Source organism: Flavobacterium niveum (assembly GCF_055231775.1).
Genome location: NZ_JBUYSX010000007.1, coordinates 368168 through 385564, shown reverse-complemented (window position 1 = coordinate 385564; position 17397 = coordinate 368168). Strand labels below are relative to the sequence as shown.

Genomic DNA, 17397 nt, shown 5'->3' with positions numbered 1-17397 from the left:
TACCTGCGTATTATACTTCTTCAGGAGTAAAAATCTTGTCAAGGTCTTCCTTGCATATGGGTTTCAGCAGGTAGTCTTTTACTATGTTGCTGTACTGGCGTGCCTTGTTAAGGTCGTGCTCGTCGTTAGATGAACTTATCATAAATATGGTACACTGCCCTATACTACTGCCCAGCAGCTCTTTAAATTCCTCTAAAAACTGCCAGCCGTCCATAATAGGCATGTTCACGTCAAGCAAAATCAATGAAGGCAATGTACCCGAAATCAAATCGTTCTTCAGGGTATCTATAGCTTCCTGCCCGTTACTGAAAAACAGCGGGCTTACTTCTATGTTATTTTGCTTAAACAGGTTTTTAAGCAAAAAGTGGTATATCTTGTCGTCGTCTATTACATACATACGGCTAACTTTCCTCATTGAAATATAATTTAAACACGGTACCCTTATCTACCTCACTGGTCACTTCTATTTTTCCGCCCATGGCTTCAATCTGGTTCTTGGTAATAAACAGCCCTATCCCACGCGAATTCTGGTGTTTGTGGAATGTTTTGTACATACCAAAAAGGGCATTCTTGTGTTTTTTAAGGTCGATACCAAGGCCGTTGTCGCTAATGTAAAGTACCTTTTTACGGTGTTCTATAGCGTAATCATACGAAATAACAGGCTTGCGTTCAGAGCTTGAGTATTTAATTGCGTTGGTTGTAAAATTAAGCAATACACTTTCCAGGTATGCCGGGTTGTAATTTACCGTTACATCGAGCGGTATGTTAATTTCTATGGTAACGCCGTGCTTACTTATCTCATTGTGCAAAATGGTAAGGATATTTTTCAGCGTGCTCCTCAGGTTTATCTGTTCCTTTACACTTTTTACCTCGGTTTGTATTTCCACCAGCTCCTTCAGGTGGCTTATGGTTATGGTAAGCCCGTCAGATATGCCCTCCAGGTGTTCCATCATCTGCGCCTTTTCGCTTTCGTCTGCAGTTTTAAACAGGTCCAGCAGCATTTTAAGGTTGCCGGCATGCGAGCGCAGGTTGTGCGACACTATGTGGGCAAAGTTGCTCAGGCGGTTGTTCTGTTCGCCAATAATGGTTATGGTACGTCCCAGGTTTATCTCCTTCTCCTTCAGCTCGGTAATATCTTTAAGCGTACCTACGGCGCGGTAGGGCTGCCTGTCTTTGGTATACTCCACTATCTGGCCTCGGCTCATTACCCAACGGTAACCGTCAGTAGTGTGCTTTATGCGGTAAATATGCTCAAAGCGCGGCGTTTTACCGTTTATGTAATCGGTTACGGCTTTTATATGTCCTTTAATATCCTCTTTATGTATAAGGCTGCGCCATTGTTCCTGTGTCCACACCACCTCTTTGGGTTCCATGCCCACAATTTTCATGGTCTGTGCCGAAAAATATACCTCGTTGTACTGCATATTATAGTCCCAAATCCCTTCCGCGGCCGCTTCAAGGGCAAAACGGATGCGTGCCTCACTGCCTTTCAGGCGTATTTCCTGCTCTTTCTGCTGGCTTACATCGCTCATACGGCCATAAAACAGCACATTGCCATCTTCCAGCATTTCGGGGTTGGCATGTACCTTTATCCATCGGTAGCCTTTAAGCGGCAATGCCACCTGGTACTCGTAGTCCCATGCTTTGTTGTGCTTTCGGGCGCGGTGCAGTGCTACATAAAAACTACGCTGGTAGGTATCTACAATGCGGCTGTTCAGCGCAGTAACAAAATCATCCATCAGCTCTGCCGATGTCAGTTCGTATATGTTATTTACCGACTCGTTGCAAAACAACAGGGTGTACGTGTTATCAGCCTTCCATAGCAGGTTAAAGATAACATCGGGTACCTGGTCCATAAGCCTTTTATAAAAGGCATTCAGCGGCTGGGCTGCATCTAAATCGGAAGAACCGTAAAGCTTCATGTGATAAATTTAAAACAAAAAGGAATAGTAATGTAAAAAATCGGCAGAATGTTTATTTACGCGGGTGAAAAGCATTTACTACACTACTCAGGAAGCTGCGGTCTACGTGCATATACACCTCTGTAGTGGTTATGGACTCGTGCCCCAGCATAAGCTGTATGGAGCGCAGGTCGGCGCCGTTTTCCAGTAAATGGGTGGCAAACGAGTGCCTGAAGGTGTGCGGGCTTATGGTTTTTTGCAGGCCTATTTTATCGGCCAGCCTACGTATAATAGTAAATACCATAGCACGTGTAAGGCCTGTACCCCTACGGCTCAGGAACACTGTATCGCCATGCCCTGCTTTCGGTGTTTGCAGCACCCTTACTTCATCTATATAAATAGAAAGGTACTTTTGCGTATAAGGGCTAAGCGGCACAAAACGCTGCTTGCTGCCCTTACCCGTTACCCGTATAAAGCCTTCGTTAAAAAACAAATCAGACAGTTGCAGCCCTGTAAGTTCAGATACCCGAAGGCCACACCCGTACAGGGTTTCCAGCATGGCGCGGTTGCGTTCGCCCTCATTATCCAGCATTATGGCGGCAATAAGCGCATCTATTTCGGCAGTGCTTAGGGTATCAGGGAGCCTGCGGCCGGTTTTTGGCACTTCTATAAACTCCATAGGCATGTCTTTACGGTAGTCTTCAAACAGCATAAAGTTAAAAAAACTCTTAAGCCCCGATATTAAACGTGCCCGGCTGCGGGGTGCCAGCTCGCCCGCTATGTGGTAAATAAACTGTTGCAGGGTATCTTCGGTTATGTTTACAGGCGAAACATCAATACCGTTATTTTCCAGGTATTTAAGCAGCCTTTCTATATCGAAGATATAGTTTACCAGCGAGTTTTCCGATAGGCCACGCTCTATTTTCAGGTAGGTTTTATACTCCCTTATGTACCTGCTCCACGGCTGCATGTGCGGTTAAAGTTATGTGAATTAAGAAATCGTTGATAAAAGCCCCAATTTTAAACATATAATTTTGGAAAACAAAACTAAAACTAATTAAACATGAAACTATTTAAGATTTTAACAGTTAGCACCCTTATGCTTGGCGGTATAGCGGCCACATATGCACAGGATAATGCCGGGGGTACGGGTAAAAGTTCATCAATAAGCTTTGGTGTTAAGGGCGGTTTAAACCTTGCTTCGGTTAGCGGCGATGATTTTGACCCTGAGGCGCGTACCAGCTTCCACGCCGGTTTGTTTGCCGAATTTCCTATAGCGCCCGATATGTTTTCATTACAGGTGGAAGCACTATACTCAGGCCAGGGATTTGAAAGCGATGTAGACGGCGAAATATTTGGCGGCAACGGCAAGGTAGAATACCAGTTGGACTATATTAACGTACCCGTGCTGGCCAAATTCTACATACTGGAAGGCCTGAGCCTGGAAGCCGGCCCTCAGTTCAGCTTTAAGGTAAACGAAGAAATAGATGCCGATGCCAATGCCGACGGTGGCGACTGGAACCTTAACGAAGCCAAGGATTTTGAATTTGGCGTATCGGGTGGCGTAAGCTTCGAAACCCCGGTGGGCATTTTTGCCACAGCGCGCTACAACCAGGGTATTACTGATATTATAGAAGATGTGGATGCCAAAAACGCTGTTTTCCAGATAGGCTTAGGATATAAGTTTTAATACGATACAGGATTTGAAGATTAAGTTTGGTTGGTTACACAACGAAAAAGGGGTTGCAACATGCACCCCTTTTCTATTTTATTTTGGATTTACTGGATTATTGGATTTTTAGACTTCTTAGAAAGTTAGATTGTTTGATTGCTATGAATAGAATGTTGGATATTTATACTCTTTAAATCCAATCTTCACTTTTGGCTTTCTAAAAATCTACCTCAAATACACTTCGGTAACCACATCCCTGCCCAGCGATTCGTTAATCATCTTTACAATCTTTTCGCGGCCATAGCTCAGCTCCTCACGCAGCACTGCCGAAGTAAGTTCTACGTACAGCACACTACCCTTCAGCACTACATCGCGGGTATAGCTGTTTACCCCGGGTCCCATAAGTGTAGCCCAGGCATCGCGTACGTTTATGGCATCCATGCCCTTTTGCAGGTGGTTTTCCTGTATAAAAGCCTTCAGCACATCGCCCACCGCATTAGAATCTTTAAGCCGTTTTGCCATTATTTAAGGGTAAAGGGTTCCGGTTTTTTATAATGGTATTCTATTTTATGCTGGTTTCGCACCACCAGTTCCTCGTCGTTAGCACTCAGCAGGGTTTCGTCCCACTGCGCATACGGCGTGGTATAGTGCAGTACCACACTGTCGCCACGGCGTTGTATGGTAAAGCTTTCGCTAAGGTCATTGGCTCGGTACGTACCGTCAAACTGCGGCATGGCCTTTTTACGGAAGCCAGCCGTGTCCTTCACCTCAAAGTAGTCTATGGTAGGGTTAGCGCCATAGTCCTTTTCAGTACCGTCGGGCAATACCACCCTTTCTATTTCCCAGTAGCCGTTTAGTGCGGCATAGCTGTTACCTTCAAAACGTTTTTTGCAGCCCGCCATTGTGGCCAGCAGTAAAAAAATAAAAACCAGTTTCTTCATAACCGTAAAATGTAGGGGGCAAATTTACGTATAAATGTGTACTACAAACGAACAATATGCATTATAAAAATTCAGGAAATTTTACCACAAGACTCACAAGGTTTCTCACGAAGGTGCACGGGGCAAAGCCTATCCGCCGTAGGCGGGAGAACACAAAGCTTTGCGCAACAACCTTGTGAACTTCAATCCCAATAATTGGGATTGGTATATTTGTATCAAAAAATTTAGTAATTCACTTTGTGCCCATTGTGAAAAACTTAGTGCACCTCGTGGTAAAAAACTATTAGCCGGAGATTGGGCAATTTATTATCTTTGGTAAAAACCACTGTTTATGAAAAAGATAGCCCTGTTATGCGCCATAGCCAGTGTAATGCTTACCGGTTTTGGCATCCGCAAAAAGCCTGCAGGCGATATGTATTTCCCGCCGGTAAACTCAGGCCAATGGGAAACCGTAAGCATGGAATCGCTCGGCTGGAACGAAGCCGCAGCCCAACCTCTGTATGATTTCCTTGAAGAAAAAAATACCAAAGCCTTTATAATATTGGTAAACGGCCGTATAGCCACCGAAAAATACTTTAACCACGGGGGGCCGCGTAAGCCCTGGTACTGGGCCAGTGCCGGGAAAACGCTTACAGCTACTGTATTTGGCATAGCGCAGCAGGAAGGTTTTGTGAGCATAGACAAAAAGGTGACCGATTACCTGGGCAAGGGCTGGACGAGCGCACCACCCGAAAAGGAAAACCTGATTACCTGCCACCACCTGCTTACAATGACCAGCGGCCTGGCCGACGGCAATAACGAGGTTACCCCCGATAAGCTTACCTACAAAGCCGATGCCGGTACACGCTGGGCATACCATAATGCCTACGTAAAGCTACAGGATGTAATAGCTGCTGCCACAAAGCAGACCTGGGAAGAATATTTTAACCAAAGCCTGAAGGAAAAAATAGGCATGACGGGCGCCTGGACCACACTGGGCAAGCACGATGTTTTCAGCGTGTATTGGAGCAATGCCCGCAGTATGGCGCGTTTTGGCCTGCTGGCGCTGAATAAAGGCAACTGGGATGGCACGCAGGTGGTAAACGAGAAGTATTTTGAACAGGCGGTAAACACATCGCAGGACCTGAACAAATCCTATGGTTACCTGTGGTGGCTTAACGGCAAGCAGAATTTCAGGCTTCCGGCTACGCAAATGGATTTTAAAGGCCCGCTGATTCCCGATGCGCCTGCCGATATGTATGCCGCACTGGGCAAAAACGACCAGAAGATATATGTAATCCCATCACGCAATATGGTGATTATCCGCATGGGCAATTCGGCCGAAGGCGAAAATTTTGCCAAATCGGGTTTTGACAACAACCTCTGGAAAAAAATAAACGACGTTATTAAATAACGCCGTTTATGGTATTTTTTGTTGTTTTCCTTTCGGTATTTAATTCCTCGCAAAGCCGCCAAGACGGTAAGAAATAGATGGCTTCGTTCCTCGCCATGACAAAGCCTGAAAACTGGAATGGTAAACCCAGCATCCTTTTCTCCATTCCGAAGGAATGCTTTGTGGCCTTTCAGCACAACGCACTAAAAACTTCGGGAGACTTTGGGCTTCCTTTGAGGGACTTTGGGTAATAGCCCTCTGTGCAGCTCTGTGACTCCTCCGTGTATCTCCGTGTTACAATTTCTCACAAAGCAGCAGAGCATGGGATGGCTTCGTTCCTCGCCATGACTGACTCAACCGAAAACTGCGACTGTAAACTCTTAAAGGAATCGGTACAGCACGTTTATATTTACCCCCGAATTGTTAAATGAGGTATCTAAATAGTTTTCAAGGTAATCGCGTTTGGCTATGTAACGTACTTCGGCGCTGATTTCTTTAGTGATGTAACAGCCCGCCCCTACAGTAAAAGTTGCCACACCCTGCGCATCGGTACTCCAGCCCATGGGAGACGAACTGCCCGAAGTGGTAGCGCTGCGGTTCATTTCTACCTTAGTGCCCAGTGGCTGTGATATGCCAAAGGTACCGTCTATATAAACACGTTTTACATCGTTAATACTGAACGAATAACGCGGCCCCACAGCTAAATCTGCCGAAATGCCCGATACTTTATAGGTATCTTTAAATACGTACGTTGAACCCGGCGAAGGCATATACCTGCCCGAAATCTCGGCGTCTATATATTCTACCCCAACCCTTGCAAAGAACGACAACCCCCTGAATTCGTTATAAAAAGAAACCTCGGCACCGGCACGGTACACCGGGCCGCTTTCTTTACCCGAAAAATCATATGCCATTGCAGACACCTCGTTGCTTGCAAACAGTACACCCGCATATCCCGAAAGTGCAAAATGGTTATCGCCTTTTTCTTCTGCCACTTTAGGTAGTTCAGATGTATGGCCTGTACAGTCGTTGTAGTGTTTTATGGCTTCGGTAAGTGCCTTGCGGCTGTAAGCAGTTTTAGCATATACCTGCGGGCTTTCGCCTTTGCACAAAAAGTTTTGGGCCAGCTGCCTCCTGAACTCTGTATTCTGCATTTCCTGCCCGGTTTGCAGCTTATACCTGCGGTACACCAGCTGCACATACCTTACATCCCCTTCCTGCTTGTAGAAAAACTTTTCGTTGCCATTATCGGTATTTACATACAGCGATACTTCGCTTTTCAGCAACAGTTCCAGGAATACCTCTTTCTTTACAAAATCGGCTTCTTTGCTCATCGCCGACTTGTTGCTGCCGCCATCGGCATCTATATCAACAAAAAGTCTTGTAAACGTACGCCCTGCTACGCTGTATTCTTTGATTAATTCCGGCGAAAGTTTGCTGTACTCACCGCTTTCATTCTCGCTAAAGCGCAGTAAGGAAACATCGGTATAATCGGTATATTTAAAATACCCTTCCGTTTTTTGGCCGTTGGCAGTTACATAATAGCCTTTTACCGTTTCCTGGGCAAAGGCACACACCACTGTAAAGAACAGTACAGCAGCAAATAAGCATTTTTTCATGGTTAGTTATTAAGTTGACGCAATATATTCACATTTTCTTAAAAAGAAAATACGTACATATAAAGTCAGGCATTTTTTAAAAAAATATAAAATTTTGATTACCAACAATTAATAAAGCCTAAAACGTATAGCGTAGGTTAACCCACAACCTGTTTAGCTTTATAGTGGTAAAGTCGGCACCCTCATACTCACGGGAAAAATCAGTATGCAGCTCTAACCCATATTTATTATTGTACTGGTAACCTATACCGGCGGTATAAAAGAAGTCGCTTTTCAGCGGATAGGTATGGGTATATGATACCGTACCATTTACCGTTGTGGTTTCGTGCCTGTGCGACGAATCTCCGAAAGGTATAGCCACAGCATACGCCACATCGGCAAACAGCGTATGTACCCCGGCAAAATTAAAGTTATACCTTGGCCCCACATACAGGTCGGCAAAACCGCTTTTTACGGTATGGGTATCGGTAATGGTACGCGAGGTGCTTACAGTGGTCACCTTATTTTCAGACGATACGTTTTCGTACATTGCTTTAAAAAAGAACGAAAACATGCCCGAAGGCAGTGTAAGCGCTACTTCGCCCCCGCCGGTAAACAACATATTGTTCACACTGGCCGGTATAGGTTCTATATTGCTTATCCCGGTCTTAGTGTTGCCCGCACCGGCAAGAAGGGTAAACGAAAACTTAGACTTTTTACTGGTCGTAGCACTATATTCTTTACTGCTGTTTTCGCCACCCGTACAGGTATTGTACTTACGGAATATCTTTTCAAGTTCGGTTTTGTTATATTTAACCAATGAAAATTCAGATGCTTTTGCACCCGGGCAACTCACATCGTTATACAGCTGCTGACGGAACTGGTTGTTTTCGCCTATTTCGTTTTGATTAGCCATATACTGCTTGTACACCAACTGGTTAAGGGCTATATTTTTGCTTTTTACATCAAAAAAATACTTTACGCCCTTATCGCTGGTATACGAATAAAGCGAGGCATCGCCTTCTATAATAACGTTCAGGAATATCGTTTTGGTAATCCACTCCGGCATTTTGGCCGTGCCGTGGTCACTCCCCATAAGCCTGGAATCGTCTAGTTTTACCGTAACCTTACGGAAAACCACATCGTCACCCGCTCCGTATTCGCTTACGGTTTCAGGGTCAATTTTAGTGTAATCCGTTCCGTTTTCAGCCGAAGTAAAGTACAGGTTGTTCTCGTTGTAAAAATTAACCTGCTTAAAGTAGCCCTCACTCCGCGCACCGCCACCGGTAGTGTAATACCCTTTTACATTTTGGGCATTAAGGGTAAATACTGCAAAAAGCAGCGCAACGAACAGCGTAAACTGTTTCATAATTATGGTTGGTTTAGGTTAAAACAATTCGTAATAAAAACGCTCTGTAAGGTGGCCAAAACAATCAGCATCGCGCCTGCAATAATCGCCAGGCGAGAAAAATTTGGTTTATACAGTGCCAAAACCTGCAATACTATGGCAGCCACATACATACCCGACGCATAATAGTACGGAGTAAGGACATAATGCAAAAGCGATTTTGGGATAAGCGGGTTGGTCATGTCACTCTTAACATCAAAGTAACGGATGCAGAAATGAACCAGCCCTAATACGGCTATGAACAGGATAATGAAGTGTGGTCTCCTGTTATTGTTTGTGTTGGTTGTTTGGTTTTCGGTTGGTTGCATAAACAGCGGTTATTGCTGTTCCATTCCGAGCGAAACGCAGTGGAATGGAGAAATCTCTATGGTTAAATAAATCTCTTTAAATCGAGATACTGATTCTGAGATGTCTCCACTACGCTGCGCTCCGGTCGATATGGAAAAAATCTTATTTAAAGAAAGAATCCACAAATTCAAACTTGTTAAATACCTGTAGGTCTTCTATGCCTTCGCCTACGCCTATGTATTTAACCGGTATTTTAAACTGGTCTGATATGCCTATAACCACACCACCTTTGGCAGTACCGTCCAGCTTGGTTACGGCAAGGCAGGTCACCTCTGTAGCAGCAGTAAACTGTTTGGCCTGTTCAAAGGCATTTTGCCCGGTAGAGCCGTCCAGTACCAGCAGTACATCGTGCGGGGCATCATCCACCACCTTTTGCATCACGCGTTTTACTTTGGTAAGCTCGTTCATAAGGCCCACTTTGTTATGTAGTCGGCCTGCGGTATCTATAATTACCACATCGGCATTTTGTTTTACGGCACTCTGTATGGTATCAAACGCCACCGAAGCAGGGTCACTACCCATTTGCTGGCGTACTATAGGCACCCCTACCCTGTCTGCCCATACCTGTAGCTGGTCTATGGCCGCCGCACGAAAGGTATCGGCTGCACCAAGCACCACATTAAGTCCGGCTTTTTTAAACTGGTAGGCCAGCTTGCCTATGGTAGTGGTTTTACCCACACCGTTTACGCCCACCACCATAAGCACATACGGCTTTTTGTTGGCAGGGATTTCAAAATCGGCTGCATCGCCGGTATTGGTTTCGCTAAGCAGTGCACCGATTTCCTCGCGCAGTAGTCCGTTCAGCTCTTCCGTACCAAGGTATTTATCGCGAGATACACGCTCTTCTATACGCTCTATGATTTTAAGGGTAGTGTCTACGCCCACGTCAGAACTTACCAGTACTTCCTCAAGGTTATCCAGCACTTCGGCATCTACCTTGCTTTTTCCGGCTACGGCTTTAGACAGTTTAGAAAAAAAAGAGGTCTTCGTTTTTTCGAGGCCCTTGTCCAGGGTCTCCTTTTTTTCCGAAGAAAATATTTTTTTAAAGAAATTCATATATACAGTTACTTCGTCTTTAGTTTTGTGGGATAAAGATAAAAACAAAAAAGCTACTTTCTTTATGTGAAAGTAGCTTTTCTATATATTGTAAGGATAATTATTTCTTCTTAAGAAATGCATCCACTTCTTCTGGAGACATAACGCTCTCAACGAAAGTATAAGCACCTGATTTAGGTGATTTTACCATTTTGATTGCTTTTGTTAACCTCTTTGAAGCTGTCTGTAACGTTGCTACGGTTTTCTTTGCCATGACTCAGTCCTGATTATTTTATTTCTTTATGAACAGTTACTTTCTTCAATACAGGGTTAAACTTCTTGATTTCAAGCCTGTCTGGAGTGTTTTTTTTGTTTTTGGTAGTAATATACCTTGAAGTACCCGGCATACCAGAGTTTTTATGCTCTGTACACTCTAGGATTACCTGGATTCTGTTACCTTTCTTTGCCATCGTGTAATATATATTAAGGAGGTGTAACCGGATTAATTATTTAATGAATCCGTTAGCTTTGGCCTCTTTTAAAACCGCGGCTATACCGTTTTTGTTAATCGTTTTGATTGTAGAAGCAGCTACCCTAAGAGTGATCCACCTGTCTTCTTCAGGAAGATAAAAACGCTTCTTAACTAAGTTTACACTAAACTTACGCTTAGTCTTGTTCATCGCGTGGGAAACGTTATTTCCAACCATCGCTTTTTTACCGGTAAGGGCACAAACTCTTGACATTATTTCTTGCTTTTATATCGTTATTCAAAATCAGGGTGCAAAGTAACAAAAAATAAAAATATTACGCAAACGTAATGTATTAGTTTTTTAAAATTTCCTTATAAAGCAATTCCAGCGCCTTTTCAGCTGCCCGTGCTATCACCTTTTCACGCGGTTGCCCGAAGTCAAACTTATGGCTGTAAACACCACTAGGTGTTGCAATGCCTATAAACACAGTACCCACATCGGCAGCGGCATCGCCCTTAGACGGGCCTGCATTTCCGGTGGTGGAAATGGCATAATCCGTCCCGAATATTTTTTTTGCGCGCGTGGCCATAACCTCCGCTACCTTAGCGCTTACCGGGCTGTAAATATCTATAAGCTGGTGCTCTACGCCCAGCACTTTTATCTTACTTTCTGTAGCATACGTTACGGCACTACCCTTAAAGTACGCAGAAGAGCCTGCCACACTGGTAAACAGGGTACCTACCTTACCCCCGGTACAACTTTCGGCTGCGGCTACAGTAACGCCTTTTTCCTGCATCAGGCGGCCTATAACCACCTCAAGCGGGTCGTCTTCGTCCATACCCACAATAATGTCGCCTATAATATTTTTAAGCTTGGCAGCTTCGTTTTCTATGGCATTACGCAGTTGTGCTTCATCAGTACCCTGGCCGCTCAGCCTTAACCTTACCTTACCGGGGCTTGGCAAATACGCCAGTTTTATAAATGACGGAAGGCTGTTTTCCCAGTTTTCTATACGTTCGGCTACAAGGCTTTCGCCCTGCCCGTAGGTTAGTATGGTTTTATGGATAATATACGGTCGCTCAAACTCCGCTATAAGCTTTGGCACTACCGCGTTTTCCATGATGTATTTCATTTCATACGGCACACCCGGCAGCGATATAAACACCGTATCGGCCCTTTTCATCCACATGCCCGGTGCTGTACCCACTTCGTTGTGCAATACGGTAGCCTTGCTGGGCACCAGTGCCTGGTCTCGGTTCATCTGGCTTGCAGGGCGGTTCATGGCCTTTTCTATCAGCTTTACCACATGGGCTTCCACCTCCTCATTACGCACCAGGTGGTCGTCAAAATACTCGCAAAAAGTATTCTTTGTAATATCGTCCTTTGTAGGGCCGAGGCCTCCGGTTACTATAACCAGCTGCACACGGTTTTGCAGGTACGCCAGCGTATCCAGTATGTGGCGGCGCTCATCGCTTACCGAAAACATTTCGAACACGGCTATACCTATTTTATCCAGCGCCTTGGCTATATATGCCGAATTAGTATCTACAATCTGGCCTATGAGTATTTCGTCGCCTACGGTTACTACAGCAGCTTTCATATCCTACAGGTTATAATTCTTTTTTACTTCCTTAAGTGTATTTTCCACATGGTGCCTCAGGCTCTTTACCACATCTTTTATTTCCTTGCGCCTGCCTTCGGCCTTGGTCCATTTTTCTATGGCCAGCACATCGTCATACGCCAGTTCCATGCCCAGCAGGTCCAGCGTGGGTTTTATTTTGTGTGCCGCCTGGTACACCCTTTTATAGTCTTTATCCTCCAGCCCCTCGCGGATGTTCTTAATTTCCGTGGGAACCTCCTCTGTAAAGAGGGTAACTATCTGCTTTGCAAAATCCTCATCGTTATCAGAAATTGCATATACTTTTGATAAATTGTAATGAAGCGCCATATTCCGTTTCCTTATTACTTTACCTGAATTTTAAACAACTTCTTCCCTTCCAGGAAGCCTTCCAGCACATCGCCTTCGGCTACTTTGCCCACACCCTCGGGGGTACCGGTATACAGTACATCGCCCGTGCGCAGGGTTACATATTTACTCACCTCGGCTATCAGCTCGTTTATTTTCCAAATCATGTGGCTTGTATTGCCTTTCTGAACTATATCGCCGTTTTTGTGCAGCTCAAAGTTAACATCATCTACCGATGCATACTCCGTTTTTGGCACGAAATCGCCCACCACAGCCGAACCGTCAAACGCTTTGGCTTTTTCCCACGGCAGGCCTTTTGCCTTTAGCGCATCCTGCACATCGCGGGCAGTAAAATCGATACCCACACTTATTTCGTCGTAATATTTATGGGCAAATTTAGCATCTATATACTTACCTATCTTGCTTATTTTTACAATAACCTCCACCTCATAATGCACCTCTTTCGAAAAATCAGGGATAATAAAGGGGTATTGCTTTTGCAGCACGGCGGTATCGGGCTTCATGAACACCACGGGTTCGGCCGGGCGCTCGTTTTGCAGCTCGGCAATGTGGTTTACATAGTTCCTCCCGATGCAGATAATCTTCATAACTATAAAATTGGATGGTGCGTTATGCTAATTTATTGTTTAATTTCCTAAGCTTGATGGCCGTTAATACTTTTTTAGTATACAACGGGAAATCAGCACTCTGGAACCAGCCGTAGTAGCCCGGCTCCTGCTGCAGCACCTGCTCTACCCTTACGTTTTTAAACTTACCAAAGGTAAATACCTCCTGCCCCTGGTCGTCCAGCGCTATGAAGCCGGCAAAGTCTACCGCTTTTTTACGTGTAGTGTATTCCGACAGCAGGCGCATGTCGTTTTCCAAATCGTCATAACGGTCCAGCTGGGCTTTCAGTATTTCGTAAGTCGCATTGGTATCGGCAGCAGCAGTGTGTGCATTTTCCAGGGTTTGCCCGCAGTAAAACTTGTAGGCGGCACTAAGGGTGCGCTCCTCCTTTTTATGGAAAATGGTCTGCACGTCTACGGCAACGCGGTTTTTCATATCAAAGTCCACCCCGGCGCGGATAAGCTCCTCAGCCAGCAGCGGGATATCAAAACGGTCTGAATTGTACCCGGCAAGGTCGGCATCCTTTATCATATTATATACCTGTGCTGACAGCTGCTTAAAGGTAGGCTCGTTAGCCACCTTATCGTCGGTAATACCGTGAAACACCGTAGTAGCGGGTGGTATAGGCCTTTCGGGGTTTACCAGCCAGGTACGGCTTTCTTTGTTACCGTTAGGGAAAACCTTTAATATTGAGATTTCTACAATACGGTCTTTAGTTATATCAGTGCCTGTGGTTTCCAGGTCGAAAAAACAAATTGGGCGGTGCAGTTTCAGTTCCATACATCTTTATATTATAACAAATATAGGGCAGCAAAATTATAAAAAGAATAGTCTTAACCGATTTCTGCTGCTGCAAAATGTAAAAGATTTAATTACATTCCCATACATAGTTCGATGTTTCGTAGGTTTTCTGCTTATAATCAAAGTGCCACCACTCGCTTTCAAAGGGCGTAAAACCAGCCTCAATCATTATGGTACGCAGGCGTTTGCGGTTTTTCCGCGCCTTCCTCGGTATGTCCTTATAAGCATAATGCGATATTTCCGAAAACTCATCAAAAGCCCCGCCCATATCCAGCAGTTCGCCGTTTTCATCCGCCAGCGAAATATCTACCGCCTGCCCCCTGTTGTGGTTACTGCCCTTACCCGGCTTGGCCACGTACAGCGGATTGTTTACCAACTCATACATCTTATATTGTATGGGATACGGACGGTAGCAGTCGTACATCACCAGTCGGTATCCCTTTTCGGCAGCCAGTGCATTGGCGCGTTCCAATGCTTCGGCAACCTCAGGACGCAACAGGCAGCGCGCGCAGGGATATACTTTTTCGTGCATGAAGTTGGCAGTATCGGCATAGGTCATTTTATTCAGCGGTCCCAACGAATCAAACTGTACCTCAGCCCACTCATCGCTGAGCTTGTGGGTTATTTTTGCAGGCTGGGCGAATGCGGTTATGGTGATAAAAAGGAGTATGTGGTGGAATATTTTCATGTAACGGGTTTGTGTAAATATAGGGGAATTATATAAAAACAGAAAATCCCGCCGGTGCGGGATTTTCAATATTCTTTTTCTTACCTACATTATCTTTTTCACCAAGGTACTACCGTCCTGCAACTTAGCCTGGATGATAAGCACATTGTCTGCAACGTCTGCGTATTTTAATGATACTTTGTTATCCTGTAGTTTATCGGCCTGGGCCACCAACCTGCCCAAAAGGTCGTACACCGCAACCGAAGACAATGTCGTGGTAGGGCACTCCACATCTACCGTATTATTTTTCTTCAGGGCAATGAGCGATGGTTTTACAACAGCCTCAGGGGTTGCTGTTTTCAGTGCTGCGCCGGTGCTGTTAAAACGGGCTATATTACTGCGGTGGTTACCGTCATAACGGCTAAACCTTCCACCTATAACTACTTTATCTTCCTGATAATATACTGCATTTACAGAGGGCGACCACTCATAAATAGTATGCTCACCAAAAGCTTCATCTAAAGTGCCATCAGTATTATATCTCCTGAATAGAAATCCCAACTCATTATCATTATTATTTATAAAAAACATTTTGCCGTCTCCCTGGATAAATGATAATGCCCCATAATCATCGTCAGACAACTCAAAATCAGCTTCATAAACACCATTAGCATCCATCCTGCGGTATAAAGTTGTACTCGGCACATTTTCACCATTATAAATAATTTCAGATGTAATGTATTTCCCATTATTATCAGGCCATAGCCCTCTCGTGTTTGCAAAATAATCCCCTCCTATGAAAGGGAAGCTATTGTCTACAGTACCATCACTGTTTATTTTTACTATTTTAGGATCAGCAGTACCTCCACCTACACTTAACAACATTTTCCCATCAGGTAAAATTTCTAAATTACCCAAAGGAGAATAAGGTGATGAATAAATAGCTGTAACAGGTAATTGAAAACTTTCATCCAGCGTACCGTCTATATTAATGCGGCAGGCAAGATAAACATTTGCGGCAGCGTTTCCGTACGTTAAAGGAAGCGAGCCGTACACTATTAATTTTCCATCCGGCTGTAGTTTACAACCCCAAACATACGAATAAGCAACTAAAAACATCCCCGTTAAATCATACGATGTATCCAGGCTACCATCAGCATTAATTCTTGCTATATACTTACGGGTTATACCATTATACGAAGTAAAATCACCATATAGTATATACTTACCATCATTTTGGCGTAAAATTTCGCTTATCCTTTTATTAGGCCCTTCTCCAGGATTAAATCCATCTACCAATGCTCCATCACCATCAATCAGTGCAATGCTCTTGTGAGGCTGCCCGTTATAATGACTAAACCATCCTCCGATAAGCATATTGCCATTACCTGCATCGGTTATTGCAGTAACCGGGTTGTTTGCACCGGTAGGATATTCATATCCGGTATAATCAGGGGTACCATCATAGTTTAAAGGGAAAACATAATTTGCCGGTGTGTTGTTATAATTTACAAACATACCGCCCAAATAAATGTTACTCTCAGTAAGCGCTACGCCAAGTATGTTTCCTTCAGGATCCGTCTGTGGGGCATTAAAGGTAGTGTCTACCGTTCCGTCTTCGTTAAATCGTATAGCACCCCGTGCATAATAATCACCTAAATTTGAAAAAGATCCTACAAAAATAATTTTACCATCGGGCTGTATTGCTATATCGGTCACTATCGCATACATGCCTGTCCCCACAGCAAATGTTGTATCTTTAGTACCATTGGTATTTATCCTTGCAATGCCTTTATGATCCACTCCATTCAGTGTTTCAAAGCTTCCGCCAATAACGATTTTGCCATCCGGCTGTATAGCAACGGCCCTTATCTCAAAATTTGTAAAGACTATGGCAAAAGAGGTATCGGCTGAGCCATCTGTATTAAACCGCCTTAATGCCCCTCCGCTGTAGTTGCCCGGCACTATTACTTTACCGTCTGCCTGCACAGCAATATCCAGTACAACACTATACGTTGCAGCAAGGTTAAACGTTGTATCAAGTGTTCCGTCAGTATTTAGCCGTATTACCTTTTTTACAACAACATCATTGTAGGTGGTGAAACTACCACAAAGCAACAGCTTTCCGTCGGCCTGTGCTTTTATTTCATATACATAATCATCCGTAGTTCCGTTTGTAAAAGAAGTATCCAGTGAACCGTCACTATTCAGGCGTATCACATTACCTACAGACGTACCATTGTATTCTGTAAAATAACCGGCAATTACTATTTTACCATCACTTTGTAATGCAGCAGCCGACACACCACCATTTAAAGCCGAACCAATATTAAATGAGGTATCTATACTTTTATCAGCATTAATACGAACAATATGGTGCGAATCTACATTATTGTACTTCTCAAACCTTCCGTAGATGATAAGTTTCCCGTCCGGGCATACCAAAAAGTCCTGTACAGGCCCGTCTGTACTGGTGCCTATAGAAGTATCTGCGGGGTTAAACGCAGGGTCGTTAGCGCCCTCCTGGGCATAAAGGGTTAATCCCAATAAAAATACAGCGAGTAATTTTAAGAGTTTCATATGTGGTTGAT

Annotated in this window: 21 protein-coding genes; 3 read left to right on the top strand and 18 right to left on the bottom strand. The window is 44.3% G+C overall.

Annotation, left to right across the window (positions count from 1 at the left end; translation table 11 throughout):
- Positions 1–10 precede the first annotated feature (10 nt).
- Genes ACZIX4_RS18360 through ACZIX4_RS18350 form a run of 3 tightly spaced genes read right to left on the bottom strand, consistent with a single transcriptional unit; the run spans position 11 to position 2871 of the window.
- Entirely contained in the window at positions 11–415 is a 405-nt protein-coding gene (locus ACZIX4_RS18360) for a response regulator (protein ID WP_463337101.1), read from the bottom strand.
- Positions 402–1922: a sensor histidine kinase gene (locus ACZIX4_RS18355; RefSeq protein WP_463337100.1), complete on the bottom strand. Its 1521-nt coding sequence runs from the start codon at positions 1920–1922 to the stop codon at positions 402–404. Before ACZIX4_RS18355 ends, ACZIX4_RS18360 begins: the two co-directional genes overlap by 14 nt.
- A gap of 52 nt (positions 1923–1974) precedes the next feature.
- Positions 1975–2871: a site-specific tyrosine recombinase gene (locus ACZIX4_RS18350; RefSeq protein WP_463337099.1), complete on the bottom strand. Its 897-nt coding sequence runs from the start codon at positions 2869–2871 to the stop codon at positions 1975–1977.
- Positions 2872–2964: 93 nt separating this feature from the next.
- Between ACZIX4_RS18350 and ACZIX4_RS18345 the strand changes: the two genes are divergently transcribed.
- Positions 2965–3591, top strand: coding sequence for a porin family protein (locus ACZIX4_RS18345; protein ID WP_463337098.1), 627 nt, complete (start codon positions 2965–2967; stop codon positions 3589–3591).
- A 207-nt stretch (positions 3592–3798) separates the two neighbouring features.
- Here the strand turns inward: ACZIX4_RS18345 and ACZIX4_RS18340 are convergent, their stop codons facing one another.
- Together ACZIX4_RS18340 and ACZIX4_RS18335 are read right to left on the bottom strand one after the other, a co-directional pair.
- A complete protein-coding gene (locus ACZIX4_RS18340) occupies positions 3799–4095 on the bottom strand; it encodes a DciA family protein (RefSeq protein WP_463337097.1) in 297 nt (98 codons plus the stop codon).
- Entirely contained in the window at positions 4095–4514 is a 420-nt protein-coding gene (locus tag ACZIX4_RS18335; protein ID WP_463337096.1) for a lipocalin family protein, read from the bottom strand. The genes ACZIX4_RS18340 and ACZIX4_RS18335 overlap by 1 nt, the downstream gene beginning before the upstream one ends.
- 331 nt (positions 4515–4845) lie before the next feature.
- Between ACZIX4_RS18335 and ACZIX4_RS18330 the strand changes: the two genes are divergently transcribed.
- Both ACZIX4_RS18330 and ACZIX4_RS18325 read left to right on the top strand, forming a co-directional pair.
- Positions 4846–5907: a serine hydrolase domain-containing protein gene (locus ACZIX4_RS18330; protein WP_463337095.1), complete on the top strand. Its 1062-nt coding sequence runs from the start codon at positions 4846–4848 to the stop codon at positions 5905–5907.
- A 77-nt stretch (positions 5908–5984) separates the two neighbouring features.
- Positions 5985–6137, top strand: a complete 153-nt coding sequence (locus tag ACZIX4_RS18325) for a hypothetical protein (RefSeq protein WP_463337094.1) — start codon at positions 5985–5987, stop codon at positions 6135–6137.
- 129 nt (positions 6138–6266) lie between these two features.
- Here ACZIX4_RS18325 and ACZIX4_RS18320 read toward each other — a convergent pair whose 3' ends face one another.
- The 13 genes from ACZIX4_RS18320 to ACZIX4_RS18260 all read right to left on the bottom strand — a co-directional run bounded on the left by ACZIX4_RS18320 (position 6267) and on the right by ACZIX4_RS18260 (position 17386).
- Positions 6267–7505, bottom strand: a complete 1239-nt coding sequence (locus ACZIX4_RS18320; RefSeq protein WP_463337093.1) for a hypothetical protein — start codon at positions 7503–7505, stop codon at positions 6267–6269.
- Between the two features lie 118 nt (positions 7506–7623).
- Positions 7624–8853 carry a porin family protein gene (locus tag ACZIX4_RS18315; protein ID WP_463337092.1) on the bottom strand — a complete coding sequence of 410 codons (1230 nt, stop codon included), beginning with the start codon at positions 8851–8853 and terminating at the stop codon, positions 7624–7626.
- Between the two features lie 2 nt (positions 8854–8855).
- Positions 8856–9200: a hypothetical protein gene (locus ACZIX4_RS18310; protein ID WP_463337091.1), complete on the bottom strand. Its 345-nt coding sequence runs from the start codon at positions 9198–9200 to the stop codon at positions 8856–8858.
- A 142-nt stretch (positions 9201–9342) separates the two neighbouring features.
- Positions 9343–10296, bottom strand: a complete 954-nt coding sequence (gene ftsY, locus ACZIX4_RS18305; RefSeq protein WP_463337090.1) for a signal recognition particle-docking protein FtsY — start codon at positions 10294–10296, stop codon at positions 9343–9345.
- A gap of 100 nt (positions 10297–10396) precedes the next feature.
- Positions 10397–10549: a DUF4295 domain-containing protein gene (locus tag ACZIX4_RS18300; protein ID WP_074961599.1), complete on the bottom strand. Its 153-nt coding sequence runs from the start codon at positions 10547–10549 to the stop codon at positions 10397–10399.
- 13 nt (positions 10550–10562) lie between these two features.
- Positions 10563–10745, bottom strand: coding sequence for a 50S ribosomal protein L33 (rpmG, locus tag ACZIX4_RS18295; RefSeq protein WP_463337089.1), 183 nt, complete (start codon positions 10743–10745; stop codon positions 10563–10565).
- A gap of 36 nt (positions 10746–10781) precedes the next feature.
- Positions 10782–11018 (bottom strand): 50S ribosomal protein L28, encoded by a 237-nt coding sequence (rpmB, locus tag ACZIX4_RS18290; RefSeq protein WP_054409746.1) that lies wholly within the window; start codon positions 11016–11018, stop codon positions 10782–10784.
- Positions 11019–11097: 79 nt separating this feature from the next.
- Positions 11098–12345 carry a CinA family nicotinamide mononucleotide deamidase-related protein gene (locus ACZIX4_RS18285; protein ID WP_463337088.1) on the bottom strand — a complete coding sequence of 416 codons (1248 nt, stop codon included), beginning with the start codon at positions 12343–12345 and terminating at the stop codon, positions 11098–11100.
- Between the two features lie 3 nt (positions 12346–12348).
- Positions 12349–12693 carry an Hpt domain-containing protein gene (locus ACZIX4_RS18280; RefSeq protein ID WP_463337087.1) on the bottom strand — a complete coding sequence of 115 codons (345 nt, stop codon included), beginning with the start codon at positions 12691–12693 and terminating at the stop codon, positions 12349–12351.
- Between the two features lie 14 nt (positions 12694–12707).
- Positions 12708–13319 carry a fumarylacetoacetate hydrolase family protein gene (locus ACZIX4_RS18275; RefSeq protein WP_463337086.1) on the bottom strand — a complete coding sequence of 204 codons (612 nt, stop codon included), beginning with the start codon at positions 13317–13319 and terminating at the stop codon, positions 12708–12710.
- A 22-nt stretch (positions 13320–13341) separates the two neighbouring features.
- Positions 13342–14118 carry an exonuclease domain-containing protein gene (locus ACZIX4_RS18270; protein ID WP_463337085.1) on the bottom strand — a complete coding sequence of 259 codons (777 nt, stop codon included), beginning with the start codon at positions 14116–14118 and terminating at the stop codon, positions 13342–13344.
- Positions 14119–14206: 88 nt separating this feature from the next.
- On the bottom strand, positions 14207–14827 hold the full coding sequence (locus ACZIX4_RS18265) for a M15 family metallopeptidase (protein ID WP_463337084.1): 621 nt from the start codon (positions 14825–14827) through the stop codon (positions 14207–14209).
- Between the two features lie 84 nt (positions 14828–14911).
- On the bottom strand, positions 14912–17386 hold the full coding sequence (locus ACZIX4_RS18260; RefSeq protein ID WP_463337083.1) for a hypothetical protein: 2475 nt from the start codon (positions 17384–17386) through the stop codon (positions 14912–14914).
- Positions 17387–17397: the final 11 nt, after the last annotated feature.